The following is a 22,431-nucleotide window of genomic DNA, read 5'->3' on the forward strand; positions in this document are numbered from 1 at the left end:
AAAACAAAATCAGCTCAATACCAAAGTCTGCTTACGATCGGGCCCCACGGAAAGGTACTTTATGGGTACGCCGAGATGTTGTTCCAGGTAATGGATATACGCTCGCAGCGTCTCGGGAATTTGGTCCTCACGGGTAATACCGCATAAGTCGGCGTTCCATCCCTTGAGTTGCTCATATACCGGCTGCGGTTTGACGGTCACGATATCGTAGGGCATGTAATCGATTTTCTCGCCGTCCTGGATGTAATGGGTACAAACGTTGATGGTCTCAAACCCGCTCAATACGTCGGCCTTGGTCATTACCAGTTCCGTAACGCCATTGAGCATAATGGCATATTTGAGCGCTGGCAGGTCAATCCACCCCGTACGGCGCGGACGCCCGGTGGTTGCACCAAATTCATGCCCCAACTGGCGGAGCCGCTCTCCGGTCTCATCATCGAGTTCGGTAGGGAACGGGCCGCCCCCCACACGGGTGCAGTAAGCTTTAAAAATACCGATAACTTGGCCAATCCGGGCAGGAGCAACACCCAAACCGGTGCAGGCGCCGGCCGTGGTCGTCGTAGATGATGTCACAAAAGGATAAGAGCCGAAGTCGATATCCAACAGCGTGCCTTGTGCACCTTCGGCAAGTATGCGTTTGCCTCCCCTTAAATATTGGTTGACCAAATGCTCACTATCGACATGCGGGATAGTTTTCAGGAACTCGATAGCCTCCATGAAAGCCTGCTCACGTTCGCTAAAATCAGGGATTTCGCCATAATGGGATAAAATCGATTTATGCTTTTCTACAAGCCGCTGGTAGCGCTCCATAAAATCAGGCAAGGTCGTATCACCCACACGAAGTCCATTGCGCCCAGTTTTATCCATGTATGTAGGGCCGATACCTTTGAGGGTCGAACCAATTTTACCGGCACCCATATTGCTCTCCGAGGCCGCATCCAACAGTTGATGAGTAGGCAGAATGAGGTGAGCTTTGCGGGCGATGACCAATTTCCCTGTTGACACCGGATCAAAGCCGCTTTTCTTCAACGTGTCGAGTTCCCGCTTGAGAATGATAGGGTCTATCACCACCCCGTTGCCAATGAGATTGAGCGTGTCTTTATTGAAAATTCCGGAAGGGATGGTATTCAATACATATTTCTGGTTGTCAAATTCCAAGGTATGTCCTGCATTCGGCCCCCCTTGGAAACGGGCAATCAAGTCATATTGGGGGCAGAGCACATCCACAATTTTGCCCTTACCCTCGTCGCCCCATTGCAGGCCCAAAAGCACATCAACTTGCATAGTTTAATTAGCGTTGAAAAATTGAAATCATTTAATAATCAGTGAAAGATGGTAAGCGTATTAACCGACGACGCGGATTGCCGGAACATCAATTTCGTGGCAAATCTAACATAATTTTGATATTCTCCGACTTTAAAATCGAAAAGGCAGGCGGTATCCGCTTGTCGCTGCTCTTGAAAATAAATGCTGGCGCAAATCAAGTTCAATGGGTCTCGGCTAATTCTCTTTTCTTTGTGGAGAAGGACGGTTCGGGTAATTCCGCTTTCTTGGCCGAACAATCGCTGCATACGCCGTATAAATTCAGGGAATGATGTTTGATGTCGAATTTGAGCAGTTCGCCCATCATGCTCTGTATTTGATGGATACGCGGGTCGCAAAACTCAACAACTTTGCCGCACTCAATGCAAATGATATGGTCATGTTGCTTGTACCCGTACGACTTTTCAAACTGCGCCATGTTTTTGCCAAATTGGTGTTTGGTCACCAAATCGCAGGAAACCAGCAGTTCCAAGGTGTTGTATACCGTGGCGCGGCTAACGCGGTACTTTTTATTTTTCATGTGGATATACAACGATTCCACATCGAAATGGTCGTTTCGGGAATAAATTTCTTCAAGAATAGCGTAGCGCTCCGGCGTCTTGCGGAGGCTTTTGTTTTCGAGGTAAGCCTCAAAAATTTTTTTTACTGTTTGGTAGTTTTCCGTTTGAGTCATCATCCGAAAGTTAAACGTACAAATTTACATTAAATTGCGTAGAAATACAAATCGCATGGCATCTCAATTGGCTGAGTCAAACCGTGTAATACCGGTGATCCCTTTAATCTGTTTAAGGTGCTTGATGAGATTTTCAAGATGCGCCGTGTCGTTGACGAAAATCATAATGGAGCCCTCAAAGATGCCATCATTGCTTGAAATCGTGATGGAACGGATATTCACCTTGAAGTCATGGGAGATCACTTTCGTGATCTTATTGACAAGCCCTACGTCATCTATGCCTACGATGTGCAAACCTGTAAGGAACGCGAGTTCTTTTTGGGATGTCCATTTTGCTTTGACGATGCGATATCCGTAATTGGCCATGAGTTTGGCGGCATTGGGGCAATTGGTGCGGTGTATCTTGATGCCATCATTTATCGTGATAAAGCCAAAAACGTCATCGCCCGGAATGGGGTTGCAGCATGGCGAAAGCGTATAATCGATCTTTTGCAGGTCATCACCAATCAGCAGCGTTTCGTAATCCTTTTTATTGATCTTGTCAACCAGGCCACTGATGTGCGAATTGAATTGCTGTCCATTTTGCTGCTCGGTAGTTTTTTCGCTCAGCGCAAACTCCTTTAAATTTTTAATGTCAATGGCTCCTTTCGCCACGTTGTAAAACAAATCTTGCGACGAAGGAAATTTAAAAAACGAGGTTAGCTTATTGATGTTTTCGGTATTATACGTGATTTTCAGCGATTTGAGCTTTCGCTCAAGGATTTCCTTTCCGTCTTCTGCTACACGCCGCTTCTCTTCCTTCAGGGCAGATTTTATCTTCGACTTGGCCTTGGCGGTCACCACAAAACTAAGCCAGTCTTCTTTTGGGGTTTGCTTACTGGAAGTGATGATTTCCACCTGATCACCGTTTTGTAGCTTATGGCTGAGCGGCACCAACTTATGATTCACCTTGGCCCCGATACAACTGGCGCCGAGGTCAGAGTGTATTTCAAATGCAAAATCAAGTGCTGTCGCATTGTTCGGCAACTGGATCAGTGCCCCTTTAGGGGTAAAGATAAAGATCTCGTCCGAAAACAGGTTCATTTTGAAATCATCGAGAAAGTCCATGGCATTTGGCTCAGGATTGCTCAATATTTCCCGGACCTTCTGTATCCATTGGTCAAGCCCACTGTCCGAATTTGATTCCTTGTATTTCCAGTGGGCGGCAAACCCTTTTTCGGCGATTTCATTCATCCGTATTGTTCGGATTTGCACTTCTACCCATTGGCCTTTAGGTCCCATCACCGTGGTGTGCAGGGACTCGTATCCGTTGGCTTTAGGCGAGGAAACCCAATCGCGCAGCCTATCTGGATTAGGGCGGTACAGGTCTGTCACGATCGAGTAAGCTTTCCAGCATTCAGCCTTTTCGTTTTCCTGGACCGTGTCAATGATGATACGGATGGCAAACAGATCGTATACTTCTTCAAAGGGAATGGACTTTTTGCGCATTTTATTCCAAATGGAATAGATCGATTTGGGTCTGCCGAATACCTGTGCCTTGATGCCCTGTTCATGCAGTATCTCCTTGATAGGCTCGATGAAGTTATGGATAAAACGCTCTCGCTCAGCCTTTTTTTCGTTCAACTTCCGAGCAATGAATTTATACGTGTCAGGGTCTGTATACTTCATGGAAAGATCTTCCAATTCGGACTTGATTGCGTATAGGCCAAGGCGATGCGCGAGCGGCGCATAGAGGTAAGAGGTTTCCGAGGCAATTTTCAGCTGCTTATCCCTTGGCATGAAATCCATGGTGCGCATGTTGTGCAAGCGGTCGGCCAGCTTGATGAGAATAACACGGACATCGTCGGCAAGCGTGAGCAGCATCTTGCGGAAATTCTCCGCCTGCATGGAACTGTTTGGATCAAATATGCCAGATATCTTGGTAAGGCCGTCGATAATGCGCGCTACTTTTTTACCAAATTCACGTTCGATGTCTTCCAGCGTAATGGTCGTATCCTCCACGACGTCGTGCAGTAAGGCGCAAACGATCGATGTGGTGCCCAAGCCTATTTCCTCTGCTGCGATCTGGGCAACGGCTATCGGATGATAAATGTAAGGCTCCCCTGATTTGCGGCGCATGTCCTTGTGGCTTTCCAGGGCCATATCAAACGCTTTGCGTATCATTTGTTTATCGCCGCGCTGCAAGGTAGGCTTGCAAGCCCGGAGCAACGCACGATACCGTTTACGTATTTCTTTGCTTTCTGCTTCTAAATCGATCACTAATTCTTTCATATATATTGCCTTACGCTTTATTGTAAGAATTTTTATATTTGTATATCCGTAAATGAATATTGGACGGGCTGGATACCGTTTCGTTTAATGTATAAATATACGGAAATTTTTTGGGATTAGGCATGGGCTATCTGCGTGTATTATTTTTTTTAGGTGTTGTAACGTTTGCAAGCAGGGCGGTGGGCCAGCAGGATACAACGGCTTCGGCGTCGGGGAAGGGCTCTCGCCCCGAAGGCCGTATGGTGCTTACCACGATCATCGACGGGGAGCGGATGCCTTGGATGCTCATCCCAGAAGTGGAGGTCACCCGTAGGCGGGTATTTAAGAGCCCGGAAGATAAGGCCCGTTACATGCGGCTCCGGTACAATGTAATGAAGGTTTTACCTTATGCCAAATATGCCCAAAGCAAATATCAGCAGCTTTACCGTGATTTGGCGTTGACGGATAGCAAGCGCGAGCAGAAACGGCTGGTAAAAGCCTGTGAGAAAGAGATCAAGGATATGTTCAATAGGGAGGTCAAGAAACTGACCATTTCACAAGGTGAGATTCTCATTAAACTGATTGATCGCCAAACAGGGAGCTCCAGTTATGATGTAGTGAAGGATCTAAGGGGTGGTTTTACTGCATTTTTTTACCAATCTATCGCAAAGGTGTTTGGACACAATCTTAAGAATACCTACCATCCGGAAGAAGATTTTGAGATTGAAAACATCATCCGAAGTTTAGAACGGCCTGGTGTTGCAACTGCCCGTTATTTCTGATATGCACGGCGTTGGCCGGTTCCAGGGCAAAGCGCCGGCATATGGCCCAAATCGCGGCCTTGGCGCCTCGGCCAACCGTAAATCCGATACATTTTTTATCTTTGTGCCTATAAAGACCTGCACATGGAAGAAAACAACAAGCTTGATATATTGGTTGTCGCGGTACATCCGGACGATGCCGAACTGGGTTGTGGTGGCACAATCCTCAAACACGTAGCGATGGGTAGAAAGGTCGGAATCGTTGACTTGACGCGCGGTGAACTGGGTACGAGGGGGACACCGGAATCACGGGCTGCGGAAGCCCGCCGTGCTGCCGAACTGCTCGGGCTATCGATACGCGAAAATCTCGGAATGCGCGATGGTTTTTTCCGCAATGATGAGTCCCATCAATTGCAGGTGGTGCAAACCATCCGTAAATATCGTCCCGATATCGTGATCGCCAATGCGCTGTTTGATAGGCATCCTGACCACGGGAGAGCCGGAGATTTGATTAATGACGCTGTTTTTTTAGCAGGCTTGCGTAAAATAGAGACCACCGATGCAGGTGAAGTACAAGCGCCGCATCGCCCAAGGCTGTTGCTCCAGCTTATCCAAGACTACTACATCAAACCAGATATCGTATTGGATATCAGTGAATATTGGGAAGGAAAAATCAATGCCATCAGAGCCTTCCGGTCGCAGTTTCATAATGAAACATACGCGAGCAACGAACCGGAAACATACATTTCGAGACCTGACTTCTTGGAATATATCGAAGGAAGGGCAAGAGAATACGGCAAATATATCGGGGCCAAATATGCCGAAGGTTTCACATGCCGCAGACTGCTGGGAGTAGATGATTTGTTTGCATTGAGGTAGTCGAACCGGATTAAAGTTGAATTGTTTCAATCCGGTTCAACAGCATAGCTTCAATGCATCGGCGCTATACGGCGAAGCTTTCGCCGCATGCACAGGTACGCGACGCGTTTGGATTATGAAATTCAAACCCTTTTCCCGAGAGGCCATCCGAATAATCGAGCTCCGTACCTGCCAGATAGAGGTAGGACTTAATGTCAAGGCAGATTTTAACACCATTATCTTCGAAAAACTGATCGCCTTTTTTTTCCTCGTTGTCGAAATCAAGTTTGTAGCTTAATCCTGAACAGCCGCCACTTTCCACTGCTACCCGAACGAAATAGGTGTTGTCGTAATTTTCCTCGCGCATGATGTTGAGGATACGTTGTTTTGCTTTCTCTGTTACCGTTACCATATGTTCTTAGACGTTAGCGATCCGACTTCAAGATACAAATATCGCAATATAACTCCATTGTACAAAGTGCCAAACGTTTGCCGGGTGTCATATTTATGGATAAGGCGACCGTTTGCTGAATACGCGCATCAGGTGAAATAAAAATGGTAAGATAAAGACGCTTCCCAATAGTAGTGCCCAAGCAAGCGACGTTACGGTTTTGGCATTTCCGGCGTGCTCAATCAATGATAGCCCTCCGCCATTCTTGAAAAGCACCAATTCGGGATAATGCTGGTACGTGGCAGCCAATAGGATCATCGTTACTTGGAAGCCCGCCAGTATGCGGGCGGCTATCGCCCTTCGTTTTTTAAAGGCGATAAAGGTCAAGATCAAAGAGACCGTTGCTAGAAAAATCGCCGCGCGTCCAATAAAATCACCGAATATCCATTCGATTAGCGGAATATCCGATAAAGAGGCCGACAGGAAGACCAGTGCACCCGAACCGACTACGAGATAAATAAACCGCCTGGCAAGGTGAATCATCAGCGTGCAGTCGTATTCATTTTCAACAGCGCCGATGGCGTAGGTCGCCGCGAGGTATCCGCAGATGCTCGTCGTAAAAACGCCAATCGCTACGCCAAACCAACTCAACCAACTGTTTACATAGGCAGCGATAAAGTCATTGGCCTCGACGTCGATAGTGCGGGCCACCGTGGCGGCGGCAATAATGCCTAAGAAAAAGGGCGTAATAACGCTGGACCACGTGTAAATGGAGGTGTAGACGCGCTGCCACTCATCGGCTACGGCATCATAGCTGCGGAAAACAAATGCGGTGCCCCTCGCCATGATGCCCAACAACATGGCCACCAGCGGAATATGCATATAAATCGACATTGTCGTATAGATCGCAGGAAATCCGACAAATAGAATAACGATGGCAATGATCAGCCACATGTGGTTGGCTTCCCAAATTGGGCCGATAGCATGTGACATGATGGTCCGTACCCGCAATTTATGCTTACGGCGTACAAGCAATTCGACGATGCCCGCACCGAAATCAGCTCCGCCAAGGAGAAGATACAAACAGATGGAAGCCCAAAGGAATACGATGACAACGTATAACATGATAGTAGAATAACGATTAATTGGATTGATAAGCCGGATCAGTCGTGTCATAAAGCCTGCCGACCATCGTCATTTGGCGATAAAGCAGGAAAACAACAATCGCAGAAAGGGAGATAAACACGGCAGTAAATAAATAGAACGAATAGACGATACCTGGCATAGGGGTGACGGCGTCAGCAGTGCGCATAATACCATAGATGATCCAGGGCTGACGGCCCACTTCCGTGACAACCCATCCCGCCTCTAAGGCGATATAGCCCATCGGCGTGGCGATGACAAATAACCGAAGCAGCCATTTGCTATCGAGCCATTTCTTCCGTGTAAAAAGAGCCGCAAAATAAATCAGGGCTAGCACCACCAGAAGCATGCCTAAGCCAATCATGAGCTGGAAGGCATAGTGCGTGATGGCTACCGGAGGCCAATGCTCTTTCGGGATGTCATTCAGACCCGTGACGGGCTTTTCGGGATCGCCATGGGCAAGGAAACTCAACAAGCCCGGTATCTTGATTGCATGTTTCACCGTTTTTTTATCCTCGTCAGGTATGCCGCCAATGACAAATGACGCGTTGGCTTCGGTTTCAAAATGCGCTTCCATCGCGGCAAGTTTTGCCGGTTGGCGCTGCGCGACATCCTTGGCCGATATATCTCCGCTCACGGGCTGTAAAAGTGCCGCGACGCAGGCGCTTAATGCTGTAATCCGAAAAGCTGTCGTGTGGAAAATGACATTTCTTTGTTTAAGGATCATCAAGGCGTGAATGCCTGACACGGCAAACCCGGTGGCTACAAACGCGGCTATGGTCATGTGCAACGCCTGTGAAAACCAGGCATCATTAAACATGGCTTGTATGGGATCCACATTTAAGTACTGGCCATCGACGAAATCAAAACCAGCGGGGCTGTTCATCCAGGCGTTGGCAGCGACAACCAATATCCCCGAGGCCAGTCCACTTAGTCCGACAATTAGACCGGTAACCCAGTGAAACCAGGGCTTCAGCCGGTCCCAACCATACAGAAAGAAGCCAAGCGCAATCGCTTCGATAAAAAAAGCCGTGCCCTCCAAAGAGAACGGCATACCGAATATCGGACCTGCATGTTCCATAAAGGTAGGCCAGAGTAAACCCAGCTCAAACGAAAGCATGGTGCCGGACACCGCTCCCGTAGCGAATAATATGGCTACACCCTTACTCCAAGCTTTGGTCAGCCCCTTGTAAATCGCATTGCCCGTCTTTAAGTAGATGAAATGTGATATGGCCATAAAAAATGGCATAACCATGCCAACGCATGCAAATATGATATGGAATCCGAGGGATACGGCCATTTGCGATCGTGCAGCGATAAAATCATCCATGATATAAACAGTTGGTTGTTTAAAAATGCTTAAAGTTACCAGTTTAGCAAACATGCTGTTCCGGTGATTAACGGATTAATTTGTAAGGGTCGCAATTTGTATTCTTTCTAAATAAATTGTGCCGTGGATTGGTGACGCGGGGTTGATATCCATTAAATAAATAAATTTTCGCTGTACTTTATGTACTTTTGTATTATGACCGTTAGGCTCTTCCAAAAAATTAAAATTTATACCAAGCGATGCATAAGTTTCTTAATCGGAGACGGAACCGCCCTGACCTTGGAAAACAAATTGTTTAATTCCGTTTGTCTGATTGCTATTTTTATCATGGTCTTTAATATTCCCTTCAACTATTTTTCTGGGTTGAAGGTTACGGCTTTAATTTTTTTTATCCTGACGGCTTTTCTCAGTTATATCTATTATGCAGCCCGGTTCAAAAAGCGTTTGGTATTTAGTTTAGTCGTATCATCCATACTGGTCATTCTGTTATTTGCTGTGAACTATTTTTACAGCGCAGGGATAAGGGGTGCATCGCTCTTGTCTTTCATGCTGACTTTTATACTCATTATTATTGTTTCACCCAAAAAACTTTATTGGCTGTGGGTGCCGCTTTGCTTACTTGTCGTCGTCGGACTGATCACTATTGAATATTATTTTCCTGCTTCGGTGCGGGTTTCGTATGTAGACGACAAGGCACTGTTTGTGGATATCGCTTTTACATACGGTACTGGTATTATTGTCAGCTTCTTCAGCTTGTTTTACTTGAAAGAAGCGTATAACAAGGAAAAGAAATCGTCTGACCAGAAAGCGATTGAATTAGCGCAATTGAACGATGAGAAGTTGAAGCTATTTTCGATAATTTCGCATGATTTACAGGCTCCGTTGTCTTCTTTGCATAGCTATATCCGGCTCGTAGCCAATGAGCGGCTTACCGCCGATGAACGGAAACAGGTGGAACGCGGGTTGGCCAATGCGTTGCACGGGACGCAGGAAATGCTTTCTAATATGTTGGTCTGGTCTCAGAGCCAATTGCGTGGTCTTCATGTTGATTTATTGCCGAATAATATCAGCGAAATACTAACACCTGTTATTGATATTCAAAAAATCTACGCTGCTCAAAAAGGAATTTCGCTGGAAACACATCTTGATCATTCGTTGCGTGCCCTGGTAGATCGCGATATGTTGCAGTTGATTGTCCGCAATTTGATTAACAACGCCATTAAATTTACATTGCCGGGTGGACGTATCTGTGTATCGGTGGATAAAAACGGCGCGAATTGCAAGATTGTAGTAGCAGACAATGGTATTGGGATGTCAAAGGACCAACAGGCCGAGCTGTTTTCTTTGAAGACACGTTCTACCTATGGTACAAATAACGAGCGTGGAATAGGCTTGGGATTGTTTTTATGCAAAGAGTACACACTGGCCCAAAATGGGAGCATATCGTTCGACAGCGAGCCGGGCAAGGGTACAAAGTTCAGCCTGCTGTTGCCTTCAGTGATTTGATGTAATTTTCCGGCTACAAGTGGGGTTCCCTGCACAGGTGATGTTTAAAAACGATATATTGGCGGCCTTAAAAACGTTAACTTGATTCTCATGAGACAACTGTTACTGCTTACCATTAGTATTTTCTTAGCCCCGGTTATCCATGCACAAATAACGCCCAAATGGGCACGTTACCCCGCGATTTCTCCGGATGGGAGCACGATTGCTTTTACCTATAAGGGCGACCTGTACCGCGTACCTGCCTCGGGTGGAAGAGCGACGCAATTGACATTTCACAGCGCTCATGATTTTATGCCCGTATGGAGTAAAGATGGGCAAAAGATCGCTTTCGCATCCGATAGGTACGGCAATTTTGACGTGTTTGTAATGGCGGCTGAAGGCGGCGAAGCTTCGCGACTGACGTATCACTCCAATGATGAATTTCCATATACATTCAGCGCTGATGGGTCGGCTATTCTCTTTGGCGGAAATAGACAGGATTTAGCGAGCCATCGCCAGTATCCCACGGCCTCACAACCGGAGCTCTACTCGGTGCCGGTAACAGGGGGGCGCGTGCAATTGCTGTTGACCACGCCGGCTGAATATGTGCAGGTCAGCAAAGATGGCAGCATGTGGCTATATCACGATAAAAAAGGTGGAGAGAATGAATGGCGCAAGCATCACCAGTCATCCATCGCCCGTGATGTTTGGTCGTATGACGCAATAACAGGCAAGCATACCAAAGTAACCTCGTTTTACGGGGAAGATCGCAATCCGGTGTTTGCGGCAGATGGGGAGAGTATCTTTTATCTTTCGGAGGCGAGTGGTACATTCAACATCCATAAGCTGTCACTCGCTAATCCTGCACAGCAGGTGCAGGTGACCAAGCTCGCGACGCATCCCGTGCGTTCCCTGACTATTGCCGATAATGGATTGATGAGCTTTTCGTACGATGGTGAATTGTACACCGTGAAGGAAGGCGAAGAACCGCGTAAGGTGGGCGTAACCTTGTACACGCAAGACCAAGCTAACAATGATAGCTATATTGCGGTCAACGGTGGCGTGCGGGAGATGGATATTTCTCCCGATGGGAAAGAGGTTGCCTTCATTGCAAGAGGCGAAGTTTTTGTGTCTTCGGTGGATGGTAAACTGACCAAGCGCGTGACCAGCACGCCTGAACAGGAGCGATTCGTTAAATTCGCGCCGGATGGGAAGTCACTGCTCTACGCCAGCGAACGCGACGGCCGGTGGCAGATCTTCCAAACAAAGAAAGCCAGGCCCGAAGAGCCGTTTTTCTTTGCTTCCACCCTGCTGGAAGAGACGCCGTTGGTCAGCAATGCGCACGATAATTATTTGCCGGAGTTGTCGCCCGACGGCAAGAAACTGGCTTTCATCGAGAATAGAAAGACGCTTCGGGTGCTCCGCTTGGATACAAAGGATACGCTGACATTACTTACACCGGAACAATTGTTTCACATGCAGGATGGCGACCAGTACTTCACCTGGAGCCCGGATAGTAAATGGTTATTGGCAACATATCGTCCCACCATGGTGAATAGTGAAGTGGTATTGCTGGACACCGACGGAAAACGTCCGATGGTGAACCTTACACAAAGCGGATATAGCGACCGTTCGCCGAAATGGGTAAATGGTGGCAAGCAATTATTATGGTTCAGCAACCGCGATGGATTAAAAAGCCATGCGACAAGCGGTGCTACCCAGATGGATGTGTATGCCCTGTTTTTTACAAAAGAGGCGTGGGATCGGTTTAATCTGGACAAGGATGACTTCAACCTGCTGAAAGAGCTGGAAAAGGCAAACAAAAAAGACGATAAAGATAAAAAGGACGAGGGAAAGGATAACGCCGAAGCAGTTACGCCCGCGACGCCACTGGTGATGGATTGGGCGGGGTTGCACGACCGGAAAGCGCGGTTGACCATCCATTCGTCATCGCTGAGCGATGCGGTGCTTTCCAAGGACGGCGAAAAACTTTATTACTTGGCACGCTTTGAAAAAGACGCCAACTTGTGGAGTACTGATTTGCGGACAAAGGAGACGAAGATGGAGATAGCACTCAACGCCTCGGGAGGAAGTCTCATGTGGGACAAAGCAATGAAAAACCTCTACCTGCTGAGCGGTGGCCGGATTACTAAAATCACACCTGAAAATAATAAGCGCGAACAAATCAATGTGGCGGGTGAAATGCTGTATGATGCCGCCGCCGAACGGCAGCATATGTTTGAGCATGTATGGCTGCGTACCAAAAAGATGTTTTACACGCCGGATATGCACGGGGCGGATTGGGACGGCCTAAGGGAAAGCTATGCAAAATACCTTCCGCACATCGGCAACAGCTATGAATTTGCCGAGATGCTTTCTGAATTACTGGGCGAATTAAATGTTTCGCACGCGGGCGCTCGCTACAGCAGCAATATGGAAAATGGTGACGAAACGGCGTCATTGGGCATCTTCATGGACTACGGTCACCAAGGCCACGGTATCCGTATCGCAGAAATTATTCAAGGTGGACCGCTCGATAAGGCAAACCTTGATGTAAAAGCGGGAATGATCATCGAAAAAATCGATGGGGATACCATTGCGCCAAATCGAGACGTCGCGCGTTACCTGAACCGGAAGGCGGCTAAATTCGTTTTGATAGAGGTCATTGATCCCGCTACGAACAAACGCCAACAGCTGACCATCAAGCCTGTGACATTAGCGGAGGAAAACAGATTGCTTTACCGCCGTTGGGTGAAACGGAATCAAGAAGAAGTGGATAGCCTGAGCGGGGGGAAGCTGGGTTACGTGCATATTTCGGGGATGAACGACGGGCAATACCGCAACACTTATGAAGAAATGATGGGCAAATATGCCGATCGCAAAGGGGTGATCGTAGACACGCGCTTCAACGGCGGTGGCGATTTGGTGGCAGACTTAGCGATGTTTTTCACCGGTGAGCAATTCTTGGATTACGCGACGGCGGATCGTTCGGTGGGGTATGAGCCCACGTTCCGCTGGACGAAACCCACGTTGGCCATGTTCAATGAAGCCAACTACAGTGACGGTCATTGTTTTTCTTGTGGATATACAGATTTGAAAATCGGTAAAACCGTCGGTATGCCGGTGCCCGGTACGTGTAGTTTCGCCGGTTGGGAAATGTTGCCTGATGGGGTTCGTTGGGGCGCTGTGCCCATCAGTGCAAAAAACAAGGCCGGTGAATGGCTCGAAAATAACGAGACCAAACCTATGTTTGAAGTAAAAAATATGCCCGATGTCATTGCCAAGGGAAAGGACCAACAGTTGGAGAAGGCAATCGAAGAGCTGCTAAAAGATGTTGAATAATATGCTTGGAAAAACGGGATATCCAAACGAAGTACTTTTGAATGGGCAGTGGCTGCCCGCTGCCCAGGCGACCGTATCGGTATTCGACCGTGGATTCATGCTGGGGGATGGGATCTATGAAGTGATTCCGTTTTATCGGCGTAAGCTTTTTGCTTTTGAACAGCATTTACAGCGGCTTCGGCAGGGACTTGAGTCGGTAGGTATTGATTACGGCACCGACCAGCTTCGGGAGCGGACAGCGGAAGCTATCGCCCGCTCCGACTATGAGGACGGTGCGGTATATATGCAGGTGACACGCGGTGTTGCACCACGTAAGCATCACTTCCCGGCTGACACTGAGCCGACCGTATTGCTTTATGCGTATCCATTTCGTTTTGATGGGTTTGAGCAAAAGCTGGCGCATGTGCTTCTCTCGGAAGATTTCAGATGGCACCGCTGTAATATCAAGTCCATCTCGTTGATGGGTAATATACTGGCTAATCAAGCAGCGCACCAAGCTGATAAGACCGAAAATGTGCTCCATCGGCAAGGGTGGATTACCGAAGGTTCGCACACCTCGGTGTTCTTTGTGAAAGATAATATTTTATACACCCACCCCAATGGCCCCTACATTCTTCCTGGTGTCACCCGGGATGTCGTGCTTTCCATTGCGGACGAACTGGGCATGGCCGTTAGGGAAGAAGCTGTCGCTGTTGCCGACCTGAGGCTCGTAACCGAGGCGTTCCTGACCGGCACGACCGTGCAAGTAACCGCAATAGGCTCGTTCTTGAGCGACGACAGGCGGTTGGTCATAGGAAGTGGAAGTGCAGGGCCGGTTACCCGCCGTATACAGACTGCTTTTGCCGGTCGTACGAAAGCGTTGTAGGTGCGTTAGGCGGTTTTCAGTCATCCGGGTGGAGGAGGGGAAGGATTCGATCGACCGGGAGTGCTTCTATCTTCCGTCCGGCTTTTCCGACCATTGTTTCGGCAGCGAAGAGGGAATTGATAATCGCTTCCTCGGTCGCCTCAATGGCCGCCATGAACAGGGGAGACATCAGGTCATTAGGCACCAACGCCATGGAATGCAACGCGGTATCCACACGGAAGGGGATACGGACCTGGGAAGCCGTAGAAAACGAAATGACATAATCACCACTACCGTTGGAAGCGATGCCACCCGTTTTTGCCAGGCCCATGAAAGCGCGTTTGGCCAAACGTTCCAAGTTGCGGCTATCCAAGGGGGCGTCCGTTGCGACAATAATCATGCAAGATCCATCTACATTGTTGAGCAACTGGTTACTGTATTCAAATTTCCCTAAATGCTTGCCTACCTGTAGGCCATTGACTTGCAGTACGCCGCCAAAATTGGTTTGTACGAGCACACCAATGGAATAACCGCCGAGATGGACGGGCAGCTGACGGGAGGCTGTGCCGATGCCGCCTTTGAAACCGAAACACACGGTGCCTGTGCCGGCGCCTACGCTACCCTCCAATGGCCGTTGTTCGCTTGCCCCGTGGATCGCGGCCAGTACATCTTCCTTTTTAACATGACGCCCGCGTATATCATTAAGGTAACCATCATTGGTTTCACCAACGACTGCGTTGACCGATTGGACATTTTCGTTGCCTGGCAGCGCCAGTATATAGTCGATTACAGCGTCCATAGCCGTGGGGACGCTAAGCGTGTTGGTGAGAATGATGGGCGTTTCCAGGTTGCCTAATTCGGTCAATTGGGTGCTGCCGGCAAGTTTGCCAAAGCCGTTTCCGGCAAACACTGCTGCCGGAACTTTTTGCTGGAATATATTGCCGCTATGCGGAAGTATGGCCGTTACACCCGTCCTAACCGAATCGCCCTTAAGCACCGTGGTATGGCCGACCTTCACCCCGGATACATCCGTGATGGAATTGGACGCACCGGTGGGTAAGACGCCTATCATAATTCCCAGTTCGCGAGGGCTTTTGGTTTGCCCTTGGATTGATAATACAACCAAGCAAGTAAGCAGCCAGGTGCATGAGGCGTGAATAAAGAGCCTACTCACGAGGCTTTTTTCCATTTAATGGTGCAACCAATAGCCTTCGTCATATTAGGATTGGGGGTACTCCCCCCGTTCAATGCTGCGATGGCATCCTCTACGAATTTCGTTTGGGGATTTCCGCCCCGGCTATCGTCGTCTATAGCACCAATATACTGCAATACGTTGCCCTGGCTTGTCTTTTGCAGTAAAAAAGTATGCGGCGTGTGCGTTGCGGCGAAACGTTTGGTCACGACGTGATCAGGATCAAGGAGATAAGGAAATGTAAATCCTTTTTCTTTTGCACGTTGTTGCATTTGTTCAAATGACTCCCGAGGCTCAACGCCGGCATCGTTCGGATTGATGGCAATCACCGGATAGCCTTGCGCTTTGTATTTCTTGTCTAAAGCGATGATCCGATCTTCATATCCTTTGGCGACCGGACATGTATTGCACGTAAAAATCAGGATAAATCCTTTTGCGTCGCTATAGTCTGCTAAAGATACCTTATTTCCATCGACGTTTTTGAGGCTGAAGTCTTCCACAACATCGCCTATCTGGTATCCTTCATTGAATACAGGGGCATTGGCCGCTATGACGACGGACAACACCATGCACAGTAAACTGATTGTTTTCATGGCTTATTGGTTTTGTTGTACAATGGCTAAATAATCACGCTCTAATTGTTGGTAGTCAAACTCCTGTTCGCTGAAAATCCGCACTCCTTTGCTCGTATTGACGAACAGCGTTGCTGGTATCGCTCCTGACCATTCTTCGCTGATTAGGGGGATAAAATGCTGTTCGTTTTTTTCATCAAGTATCCACACTTCGTTTTTTAATCCCTTGGCATCGACAAACCTGCGCACAGCGTCATGATATTTGGCGGCATCTAAACTAACAAAAATAACGCGCAAAGGTTTTAATCGGTATTCTGCTTGTAATCGCTCGAAATGCGGCATTTCAGCAACGCAAGGTGCACACCAAGTAGCCCAAAGATTGACCACGAACGTTGTATCTCCGCCATTTTGCAGGCGTTTTTCCAGCTCATTCAAGGTAACCAAGGGCACCCGTTCCTGCGCCGTCGCCAAATCAGTGGAAAGCACAGCAATTGCAAACGCACATATCCATGCCGTTTTCATAATGTAAAAATAAAGAAATAGCCATTAAGCTTGTCGTTTGGTAACGCAATAATTACTTACCTTACGCTTCCGGCTCTTTTGAAATATTTATAATACCAAGTGTCATGAAGGTCGCTGATGATCACGCCTTTGCTGGTGGATACATGCACAAATTTGTTGTTGTGCAGGTAGATTCCTACGTGGTCAATATCCCTGCGGCCGAAGGAAAAAAAGACGAGGTCGCCTTCCTGCAACTGGCGTTCGTATTTGCGTTTGATTTGTGCAGCCATTTCTCTTGATATCCGGGGCACCGACTTACCATATACATCGCGCATGACCATCCCCACGAAAGCCGAGCAGTCAAGCCCACGTTTATCGGCCCCGCCGGGCCGATGGGGAATGCCCATCCATTCGTCGATGTAGGCATATAGCGTAGTGTTCTGCAATTCATGGGGGCGGACGCCAAGTACCTGCGCATAGCTGTCAATCAACCGTCCTGCGGTGCGCACGTCTTTTGGGGCGGACGAGGCATCGGTAAGAATCGTATTGCCCGGTACCTTCTTAGTTCGCGGCGCGGTCATAACCCTATCAGGAGGAAGCGCATTTTTGCGGGTAAGGCATCCGCTAAGCAAGAAGATGCCCAACGTCAAGAAAAACAGCGTATATATTTTGTAGGGTATTGGCAAGCTAATCATTTATAGATGGCGATTTCGATTTCCCCGGATTCGGTGACGGCCCCCCGGTACATGCCCGCTGTGTTGAATGGCATGGCCATATTTCCAGCACTGTCCAAGGCTATCATTCCACCATCTCCGCCCATTTTACCAATTTTTTCGATTACGGCAGAGGCTGCTTGAACCACAGGCGTATTGCCGTACTCCATTTGGGCGGCCACATCATATGCGGCTATCCCTCTGATGAAAAACTCACCCCACCCTGTACAAGAGATGGCCACCCGTTGATTGGCATAAGTGCCTGCACCAATGATAGGCGCATCGCCGATGCGGCCGTATTGCTTGTTGGTCATCCCGCCAGTAGATGTGCCGGCAGCGAGGCGGCCGGCCTTGTCGAGCGCCACGGCTCCTACGGTACCGTATTTATAGTCATTGGTGAGTGCTATGTTCGACGATTGGTTATTTCCATCGTGATCAAGCTGAGTTTTGAGGGAGTCCCGTCTCAAAACACGTTCCAGTGCCTTCCAACGGCTTTCCGTCCAAAAATAGCTTGGTTCGACGATTTCCAGCCCTTTGGACGCGGCAAAAACTTCGGCGCCTCTGCCCGTCAGCATGACGTGTTCAGATTGTTCCATCACAGCACGCGCTGCTTTGATGGGATTGCGGATGGTGGTTACCCCGGCAATTGCCCCAGCGGCTTGGGTCGGCCCCCACATTACAGCAGCATCCAACTCATTTTTGCCTTCATGAGTAAAGACAGCCCCTTTACCTGCATTGAATAACGGATTGTCTTCCATGACCAGAATCGCAGCTTCAACGGCGTCCAGACTACTTTTTCCTGCCTGGAGCTGGCTGTACCCGGCTTGCAGGGCTTGCGTCAGTGCCTCGCGGAACGCACGCTCCTGATCAGGTGTCATGTTTTCTTTTAAGATGGTACCCGCGCCGCCATGAATAACCATAACGTAACGTGCCTGGCCAAAAGCCATTGAATTCATGGCAAGTACAAGTATTAGTGTGTATAAATAGTTCATTAGGTAAAGTTTAATTACGCGACTAATTTAAACATTTCTCCTGTAATTGACGAAGGTAACTCCTGAACAGCGACGATGTTTCTGAATGATTCGTTCAACAAAACTAACCAATTGTATTACCTTTGCACCATGGTCATCAAGACGGCAACGTTTGTTAGCAGTAATACCCGCATCGATAAATTGCCTGCACCGGAGATGCCGGAATATGCTTTTATCGGCCGTTCTAATGTTGGGAAGTCTTCCCTTATCAATGCACTTACCGGACGTCGTCATTTGGCTAAAACTTCGCAGACGCCCGGCAAAACCCAGGTGATTAACCACTTTCTGATTAATGATGCGTGGTATTTGGTTGATCTGCCCGGCTATGGTTTCGCAAAGACATCCAAAAGTAATCGCGTGGCTTGGGAAAAGTTTATCCGCCGCTACCTATTACAGCGTGAAAGCCTACAATGTGTGTTTGTACTGATAGATAGTCGTCATGATCCGCAGCGAATCGACTTGGATTTTTGTTACTGGCTCGGCGAAAACGGCATTCCGTTTATGTTGGTGTTTACTAAAGCAGATAAACAAACACGGACTAAGTCGGATGCCAACATCGATAAATTCCGGAAAGCACTGCTGCAATGGTTTGAGGAAGTGCCGCAGCATTTCCTTACATCTGCTGAGACACGGATGGGATGCGAACCGTTGTTGGACACGATTGATGACATCAATCGCAATTTCCGTCCCATAGCTATGAATCGTTGATAACGTTATGAAGAAATATTTTTCACTCGTCCTCTTTGCCCACAGCGTCTTTGCGCTTCCTTTTGCTATCATCGGTTTTTTTCTGGCCATCAATACTACACCGTATCCCTTTGATTGGTTTAAACTGGCGCTCATGCTGGCCTGCATGGTTTTTGCACGTAATGCTGCCATGGCGTTCAATCGTTATTTGGATCGCGATATTGATGCCGCAAATCCGCGTACCGCCATGCGTGATATTCCGGCGGGGCGGGTAAGTCCCCGTCAAGCATTGGTGTTTACAATCGTCAACTGCCTATTATTCATTATTGCCACCTGGTTTATCAACCGTATATGCTTTTATCTTGCTCCCGTAGCCTTGGCCGTGGTATTGGGATATAGTTACATGAAACGGTTTACCCCCCTTTGCCATTTAGTGCTGGGATTAGGGCTTGGTTTGGCACCGCTGGGTGCCTACCTGGTGGTGACCGGCGCATTTGATGTAGTTCCTGTCTTTTACTCCTTAGCGGTATTGTTTTGGGTAGGTGGGTTTGACATCATTTATGCCCTGCAGGATGAGGAGTTCGACCGCCAGCATCAGCTCAACTCTATTCCCGCATGGTTGGGAAAACGAAGAGCATTGCGTGTATCGGAAGCGTGCCACGTCCTTTCGGCGATCTTTGTTGTCTCGCCCATGTTTTTTGTTCCGTTGAGCTGGATTTACCTTCTCGGAGTCGCTTTCTATTGCGGGCTGCTTGTTTATCAGCATCGGATCGTGAGCCCGGCCGATTTGAGCAGGGTAGACCGGGCTTTTATGACAACAAATGGTGTCGCCTCGGTAGTGTTCGCTTGTTTTTTCCTGCTGGACATGGTTTTTTAGTTTGGCATGCGGGAAGTGGGCGAGCCTATTGTTTTAAAAAACGTTTTGTCATTCCCTGAATAAATCCCTTTATTTGCAAAAATCTAAAAAATCAATGGCGAAAAACTTACTGATTGTAGAGTCACCGGCGAAAGCGAAAACGATAGAAGGATATTTAGGCAAGGACTTCCTGGTCAAATCCAGTTATGGTCATATTCGTGATTTGGTGAAGACCGACGACGCAATAGATACGGCAGATAATTTTAAACAAAAATATGAAGTGCCGGCTGATAAAAAAGCTGTAGTCAGTGAGTTAAAGAAGTTAGCTAAAGAAGCGGAGACCGTTTGGCTCGCATCCGATGAAGACCGGGAGGGGGAGGCGATATCGTGGCATTTGTATGAAACTTTAGGGCTTCGCGACGACAAGACCAAGCGGATAGTTTTTCATGAAATTACCAAGCCGGCTATCTTAAAGGCCATTGAAACCCCACGGGGAATTGACTTTAACCTGGTGAACGCACAGCAGGCGCGGCGTGTACTTGACCGATTGGTCGGCTTTGAGCTTTCTCCGGTACTGTGGAAAAAAGTGAAACCGGCGCTTTCGGCAGGGCGGGTTCAGTCTGTCGCTGTAAGGTTAATTGTCGATAGGGAACGGGAAATCAACCGATTTAAGGCTGAGGCTGCGTTCAAGGTGGTGGCCATTTTCCACACCGACAATCCTAAAGAATTGTTCAAGGCGGAGCTGCCGCAGCGTTTTGCCACTGTCGCTGATGCCGAACGCTTTCTTGCGGATTGTATCAATGCGACCTTTGTGGTCAACAGCTTAGAGACCAAACCCGCTAAGCGAAACCCCGCGGCACCCTTCACCACGTCGACCTTGCAGCAGGAAGCAAGCCGCAAGCTTGGCTTCTCCGTGGCACGTACCATGGCGGTGGCACAGCGTCTCTATGAGGCTGGCCGTATTACCTATATGCGTACGGATTCGGTCAACTTAAGTGATACGGCATTGCAGGGAGCTGAACAGGAGATTAAAACCGCATACGGCGAAAAATATCATAAGCGTAGGCAATACCGTACAAAGTCTGCCGGAGCGCAAGAAGCCCATGAAGCCATCAGGCCCACCTATTTTGATCGTCATACCATCGATGGTGATAACGCTGAAAAGCGACTTTATGAACTGATATGGAAACGGGCGATTGCTTCACAAATGAGTGAAGCAGAGTTTGAAAAGACTACGGCAAAAATCGGGATTTCGACCCGATCGGAAGAATTGGTGGCCAGCGGCGAGGTCATGCGTTTTGACGGATTTCTCAAAGTTTATTTTGAGTCGACAGATGAAGACCAGGAACCTAATCTTGACGGTGATAGCGATAATACATTGTTGCCTCCGTTACAACAGGAACAGCAGGTGAAATTGCAGCGTATGACCGCTACCGAACGTTTTTCGCGACCACCGGCCCGGTATACAGAAGCAAGTCTTGTTAAAAAGTTGGAAGAGCTGGGAATCGGCCGTCCTTCGACTTATGCGCCTACGATATCGACCATCCAAAACCGCGGTTATGTCGTCAAAGAAGAGCGGGATGGAAAACCTCGGGATTATCGGGTGCTGGAACTTACGGAAGGAAAGCTCACGATGCAGACCAAAACCGAAATCACGGGAGCCGAAAAGGCTAAGTTATTTCCTACCGATATTGGCGTGGTGGTCAACGATTTTCTTGTAGAACACTTCAAAGGAATCGTCGACTTTAATTTCACGGCAAAGGTGGAAAAAGAATTCGATGAAATCGCCCAGGGAATGAAAGAGTGGACGGATATGCTGCATAGTTTTTATGGGCCGTTCCACAATGAGGTCGAAACTACTATCAAGACGGCAGATCGGGCAACCAACGAACGGGAGTTGGGTACGGATCCCGAAACAGGCAAACGCGTAAGTGTTCGCATCGGCCGCTTCGGACCCATGGTACAAATCGGATCGGCGGATGACGAAGAGAAACCGCGTTTTGCAAGCCTGAGGCCAGGACAGATGATAGAGACGATTACATTCGAGGAAGCGCTGGACTTATTTAAACTGCCCAAAAAAGTTGGCGAATTTGAAGGGAAGGAGATGACCGTGGCCATTGGCCGGTTTGGCCCTTACATTCGCCATGACAACGCGTTTTATTCTTTGCCAAAAGATGTGGATCCCCATAATGTGACAACGGAGTCGGCCATTCAAATCATTCAGGATAAACGGCGGAAAGACAGCGAGAAAGTCATTAAAGTATTTGACGAGAATCCGGAGGCACGTATTGAAAATGGTCGTTGGGGACCTTTCATCCGCTTCGGCAAGCAGAATATCAAGATACCGAAAGGCACCGACATACAATCTATCACTTACGACAATGTGCTCCAGTGGGCAGAAGCAGATGACAAGAAACCAAAGAAAAAAGCACGGGGGCGCAAGTAGGCCAAGCTGATAGCATAGCGCTTAAAGCCTATA

The 22,431-nt window shown here is 48.2% G+C and carries 19 protein-coding genes; 8 read left to right on the forward strand and 11 right to left on the reverse strand.

Going from position 1 to position 22,431, the window contains the following annotated elements; all coding sequences use genetic code 11:
* Positions 1 to 9: 9 nt before the first annotated feature.
* The 3 genes from B5X72_RS05360 to B5X72_RS05370 form a co-directional block, all read right to left on the reverse strand.
* On the reverse strand, positions 10 to 1,284 hold the full coding sequence (locus B5X72_RS05360; protein ID WP_079715790.1) for an adenylosuccinate synthase: 1,275 nt from the start codon (positions 1,282 to 1,284) through the stop codon (positions 10 to 12).
* A 202-nt stretch (positions 1,285 to 1,486) separates the two neighbouring features.
* Positions 1,487 to 1,996, reverse strand: a complete 510-nt coding sequence (locus B5X72_RS05365; protein WP_079715791.1) for a Fur family transcriptional regulator — start codon at positions 1,994 to 1,996, stop codon at positions 1,487 to 1,489.
* A 63-nt stretch (positions 1,997 to 2,059) separates the two neighbouring features.
* Positions 2,060 to 4,267, reverse strand: a complete 2,208-nt coding sequence (locus B5X72_RS05370) for a RelA/SpoT family protein (protein ID WP_079715792.1) — start codon at positions 4,265 to 4,267, stop codon at positions 2,060 to 2,062.
* 110 nt (positions 4,268 to 4,377) lie between these two features.
* On the opposite strand from B5X72_RS05370, the gene B5X72_RS05375 reads away from it, so the two are divergent.
* Both B5X72_RS05375 and bshB1 read left to right on the forward strand, forming a co-directional pair.
* A complete protein-coding gene (locus tag B5X72_RS05375; protein ID WP_245826834.1) occupies positions 4,378 to 5,028 on the forward strand; it encodes a DUF4294 domain-containing protein in 651 nt (216 codons plus the stop codon).
* 123 nt (positions 5,029 to 5,151) lie between these two features.
* Positions 5,152 to 5,886: a bacillithiol biosynthesis deacetylase BshB1 gene (gene bshB1, locus B5X72_RS05380; protein WP_079715794.1), complete on the forward strand. Its 735-nt coding sequence runs from the start codon at positions 5,152 to 5,154 to the stop codon at positions 5,884 to 5,886.
* A gap of 64 nt (positions 5,887 to 5,950) precedes the next feature.
* Here the strand turns inward: bshB1 and B5X72_RS05385 are convergent, their stop codons facing one another.
* The 3 genes from B5X72_RS05385 to B5X72_RS05395 all read right to left on the reverse strand — a co-directional run bounded on the left by B5X72_RS05385 (position 5,951) and on the right by B5X72_RS05395 (position 8,729).
* Positions 5,951 to 6,277 (reverse strand): HesB/IscA family protein, encoded by a 327-nt coding sequence (locus tag B5X72_RS05385; protein WP_079715795.1) that lies wholly within the window; start codon positions 6,275 to 6,277, stop codon positions 5,951 to 5,953.
* Between the two features lie 93 nt (positions 6,278 to 6,370).
* Positions 6,371 to 7,381: a cytochrome d ubiquinol oxidase subunit II gene (locus B5X72_RS05390; protein WP_079716028.1), complete on the reverse strand. Its 1,011-nt coding sequence runs from the start codon at positions 7,379 to 7,381 to the stop codon at positions 6,371 to 6,373.
* Between the two features lie 16 nt (positions 7,382 to 7,397).
* Complete coding sequence (locus B5X72_RS05395; RefSeq protein ID WP_079715796.1) at positions 7,398 to 8,729, reverse strand: cytochrome ubiquinol oxidase subunit I; 1,332 nt, start codon at positions 8,727 to 8,729, stop codon at positions 7,398 to 7,400.
* Between the two features lie 327 nt (positions 8,730 to 9,056).
* Between B5X72_RS05395 and B5X72_RS05400 the strand changes: the two genes are divergently transcribed.
* The 3 genes from B5X72_RS05400 (at position 9,057) to B5X72_RS05410 (ending at position 14,421) form a co-directional block, all read left to right on the forward strand.
* Positions 9,057 to 10,235 carry a sensor histidine kinase gene (locus tag B5X72_RS05400; protein ID WP_176146107.1) on the forward strand — a complete coding sequence of 393 codons (1,179 nt, stop codon included), beginning with the start codon at positions 9,057 to 9,059 and terminating at the stop codon, positions 10,233 to 10,235.
* Between the two features lie 90 nt (positions 10,236 to 10,325).
* The gene (locus B5X72_RS05405) at positions 10,326 to 13,556 is read left to right on the forward strand and encodes a S41 family peptidase (protein WP_139378547.1); all 3,231 of its coding nucleotides are present in this window, start codon (positions 10,326 to 10,328) and stop codon (positions 13,554 to 13,556) included.
* A gap of 1 nt (position 13,557) precedes the next feature.
* On the forward strand, positions 13,558 to 14,421 hold the full coding sequence (locus tag B5X72_RS05410) for an aminotransferase class IV (RefSeq protein WP_079716029.1): 864 nt from the start codon (positions 13,558 to 13,560) through the stop codon (positions 14,419 to 14,421).
* Positions 14,422 to 14,437: 16 nt separating this feature from the next.
* On the opposite strand, the gene B5X72_RS05415 is transcribed toward B5X72_RS05410, so the two are convergent.
* The 5 genes from B5X72_RS05415 to B5X72_RS05435 are packed head-to-tail and all read right to left on the reverse strand — an operon-like array spanning position 14,438 to position 18,370.
* Positions 14,438 to 15,589: a DmpA family aminopeptidase gene (locus tag B5X72_RS05415; RefSeq protein WP_079715799.1), complete on the reverse strand. Its 1,152-nt coding sequence runs from the start codon at positions 15,587 to 15,589 to the stop codon at positions 14,438 to 14,440.
* Positions 15,571 to 16,185, reverse strand: a complete 615-nt coding sequence (locus B5X72_RS05420; protein ID WP_079715800.1) for a thioredoxin family protein — start codon at positions 16,183 to 16,185, stop codon at positions 15,571 to 15,573. The genes B5X72_RS05415 and B5X72_RS05420 overlap by 19 nt, the downstream gene beginning before the upstream one ends.
* A 3-nt stretch (positions 16,186 to 16,188) precedes the next feature.
* Positions 16,189 to 16,686, reverse strand: coding sequence for a TlpA disulfide reductase family protein (locus tag B5X72_RS05425; RefSeq protein ID WP_079715801.1), 498 nt, complete (start codon positions 16,684 to 16,686; stop codon positions 16,189 to 16,191).
* 56 nt (positions 16,687 to 16,742) lie between these two features.
* The gene (locus tag B5X72_RS05430; RefSeq protein WP_245826840.1) at positions 16,743 to 17,360 is read right to left on the reverse strand and encodes a C40 family peptidase; all 618 of its coding nucleotides are present in this window, start codon (positions 17,358 to 17,360) and stop codon (positions 16,743 to 16,745) included.
* Positions 17,357 to 18,370: an isoaspartyl peptidase/L-asparaginase family protein gene (locus B5X72_RS05435; protein WP_079715802.1), complete on the reverse strand. Its 1,014-nt coding sequence runs from the start codon at positions 18,368 to 18,370 to the stop codon at positions 17,357 to 17,359. Before B5X72_RS05435 ends, B5X72_RS05430 begins: the two co-directional genes overlap by 4 nt.
* A 129-nt stretch (positions 18,371 to 18,499) precedes the next feature.
* Here B5X72_RS05435 and yihA point away from each other — a divergent pair, with 129 nt between their 5' ends.
* From yihA to topA, 3 genes are all read left to right on the forward strand, one after another.
* The gene (gene yihA / locus B5X72_RS05440) at positions 18,500 to 19,117 is read left to right on the forward strand and encodes a ribosome biogenesis GTP-binding protein YihA/YsxC (protein ID WP_079715803.1); all 618 of its coding nucleotides are present in this window, start codon (positions 18,500 to 18,502) and stop codon (positions 19,115 to 19,117) included.
* Between the two features lie 7 nt (positions 19,118 to 19,124).
* Complete coding sequence (locus tag B5X72_RS05445) at positions 19,125 to 19,973, forward strand: UbiA-like polyprenyltransferase (protein ID WP_079715804.1); 849 nt, start codon at positions 19,125 to 19,127, stop codon at positions 19,971 to 19,973.
* Positions 19,974 to 20,067: 94 nt separating this feature from the next.
* Complete coding sequence (gene topA, locus B5X72_RS05450) at positions 20,068 to 22,398, forward strand: type I DNA topoisomerase (protein WP_079715805.1); 2,331 nt, start codon at positions 20,068 to 20,070, stop codon at positions 22,396 to 22,398.
* The last annotated feature ends 33 nt before the right edge of the window (positions 22,399 to 22,431 follow it).

The sequence above is a fragment of the Parapedobacter luteus genome, from assembly GCF_900168055.1.
Taxonomy (GTDB): domain Bacteria; phylum Bacteroidota; class Bacteroidia; order Sphingobacteriales; family Sphingobacteriaceae; genus Parapedobacter; species Parapedobacter luteus.

What these genes read in the sequence shown, in the direction of transcription:
- B5X72_RS05360 (WP_079715790.1), bottom strand. Translation starts at nt 1,284, where the DNA reads ATGCAAGTTGATGTGCTTTTGGGCCTGCAATGGGGCGACGAGGGTAAG.
- B5X72_RS05365 (WP_079715791.1), bottom strand. Translation starts at nt 1,996, where the DNA reads ATGACTCAAACGGAAAACTACCAAACAGTAAAAAAAATTTTTGAGGCT.
- B5X72_RS05370 (WP_079715792.1), bottom strand. Translation starts at nt 4,267, where the DNA reads ATGAAAGAATTAGTGATCGATTTAGAAGCAGAAAGCAAAGAAATACGT.
- bshB1 (WP_079715794.1), top strand. Translation starts at nt 5,152, where the DNA reads ATGGAAGAAAACAACAAGCTTGATATATTGGTTGTCGCGGTACATCCG.
- B5X72_RS05385 (WP_079715795.1), bottom strand. Translation starts at nt 6,277, where the DNA reads ATGGTAACGGTAACAGAGAAAGCAAAACAACGTATCCTCAACATCATG.
- B5X72_RS05390 (WP_079716028.1), bottom strand. Translation starts at nt 7,381, where the DNA reads ATGTTATACGTTGTCATCGTATTCCTTTGGGCTTCCATCTGTTTGTAT.
- B5X72_RS05395 (WP_079715796.1), bottom strand. Translation starts at nt 8,729, where the DNA reads ATGGATGATTTTATCGCTGCACGATCGCAAATGGCCGTATCCCTCGGA.
- B5X72_RS05400 (WP_176146107.1), top strand. Translation starts at nt 9,057, where the DNA reads ATGGTCTTTAATATTCCCTTCAACTATTTTTCTGGGTTGAAGGTTACG.
- B5X72_RS05405 (WP_139378547.1), top strand. Translation starts at nt 10,326, where the DNA reads ATGAGACAACTGTTACTGCTTACCATTAGTATTTTCTTAGCCCCGGTT.
- B5X72_RS05410 (WP_079716029.1), top strand. Translation starts at nt 13,558, where the DNA reads ATGCTTGGAAAAACGGGATATCCAAACGAAGTACTTTTGAATGGGCAG.
- B5X72_RS05415 (WP_079715799.1), bottom strand. Translation starts at nt 15,589, where the DNA reads ATGGAAAAAAGCCTCGTGAGTAGGCTCTTTATTCACGCCTCATGCACC.
- B5X72_RS05420 (WP_079715800.1), bottom strand. Translation starts at nt 16,185, where the DNA reads ATGAAAACAATCAGTTTACTGTGCATGGTGTTGTCCGTCGTCATAGCG.
- B5X72_RS05425 (WP_079715801.1), bottom strand. Translation starts at nt 16,686, where the DNA reads ATGAAAACGGCATGGATATGTGCGTTTGCAATTGCTGTGCTTTCCACT.
- B5X72_RS05430 (WP_245826840.1), bottom strand. Translation starts at nt 17,360, where the DNA reads ATGATTAGCTTGCCAATACCCTACAAAATATATACGCTGTTTTTCTTG.
- B5X72_RS05435 (WP_079715802.1), bottom strand. Translation starts at nt 18,370, where the DNA reads ATGAACTATTTATACACACTAATACTTGTACTTGCCATGAATTCAATG.
- yihA (WP_079715803.1), top strand. Translation starts at nt 18,500, where the DNA reads ATGGTCATCAAGACGGCAACGTTTGTTAGCAGTAATACCCGCATCGAT.
- B5X72_RS05445 (WP_079715804.1), top strand. Translation starts at nt 19,125, where the DNA reads ATGAAGAAATATTTTTCACTCGTCCTCTTTGCCCACAGCGTCTTTGCG.
- topA (WP_079715805.1), top strand. Translation starts at nt 20,068, where the DNA reads ATGGCGAAAAACTTACTGATTGTAGAGTCACCGGCGAAAGCGAAAACG.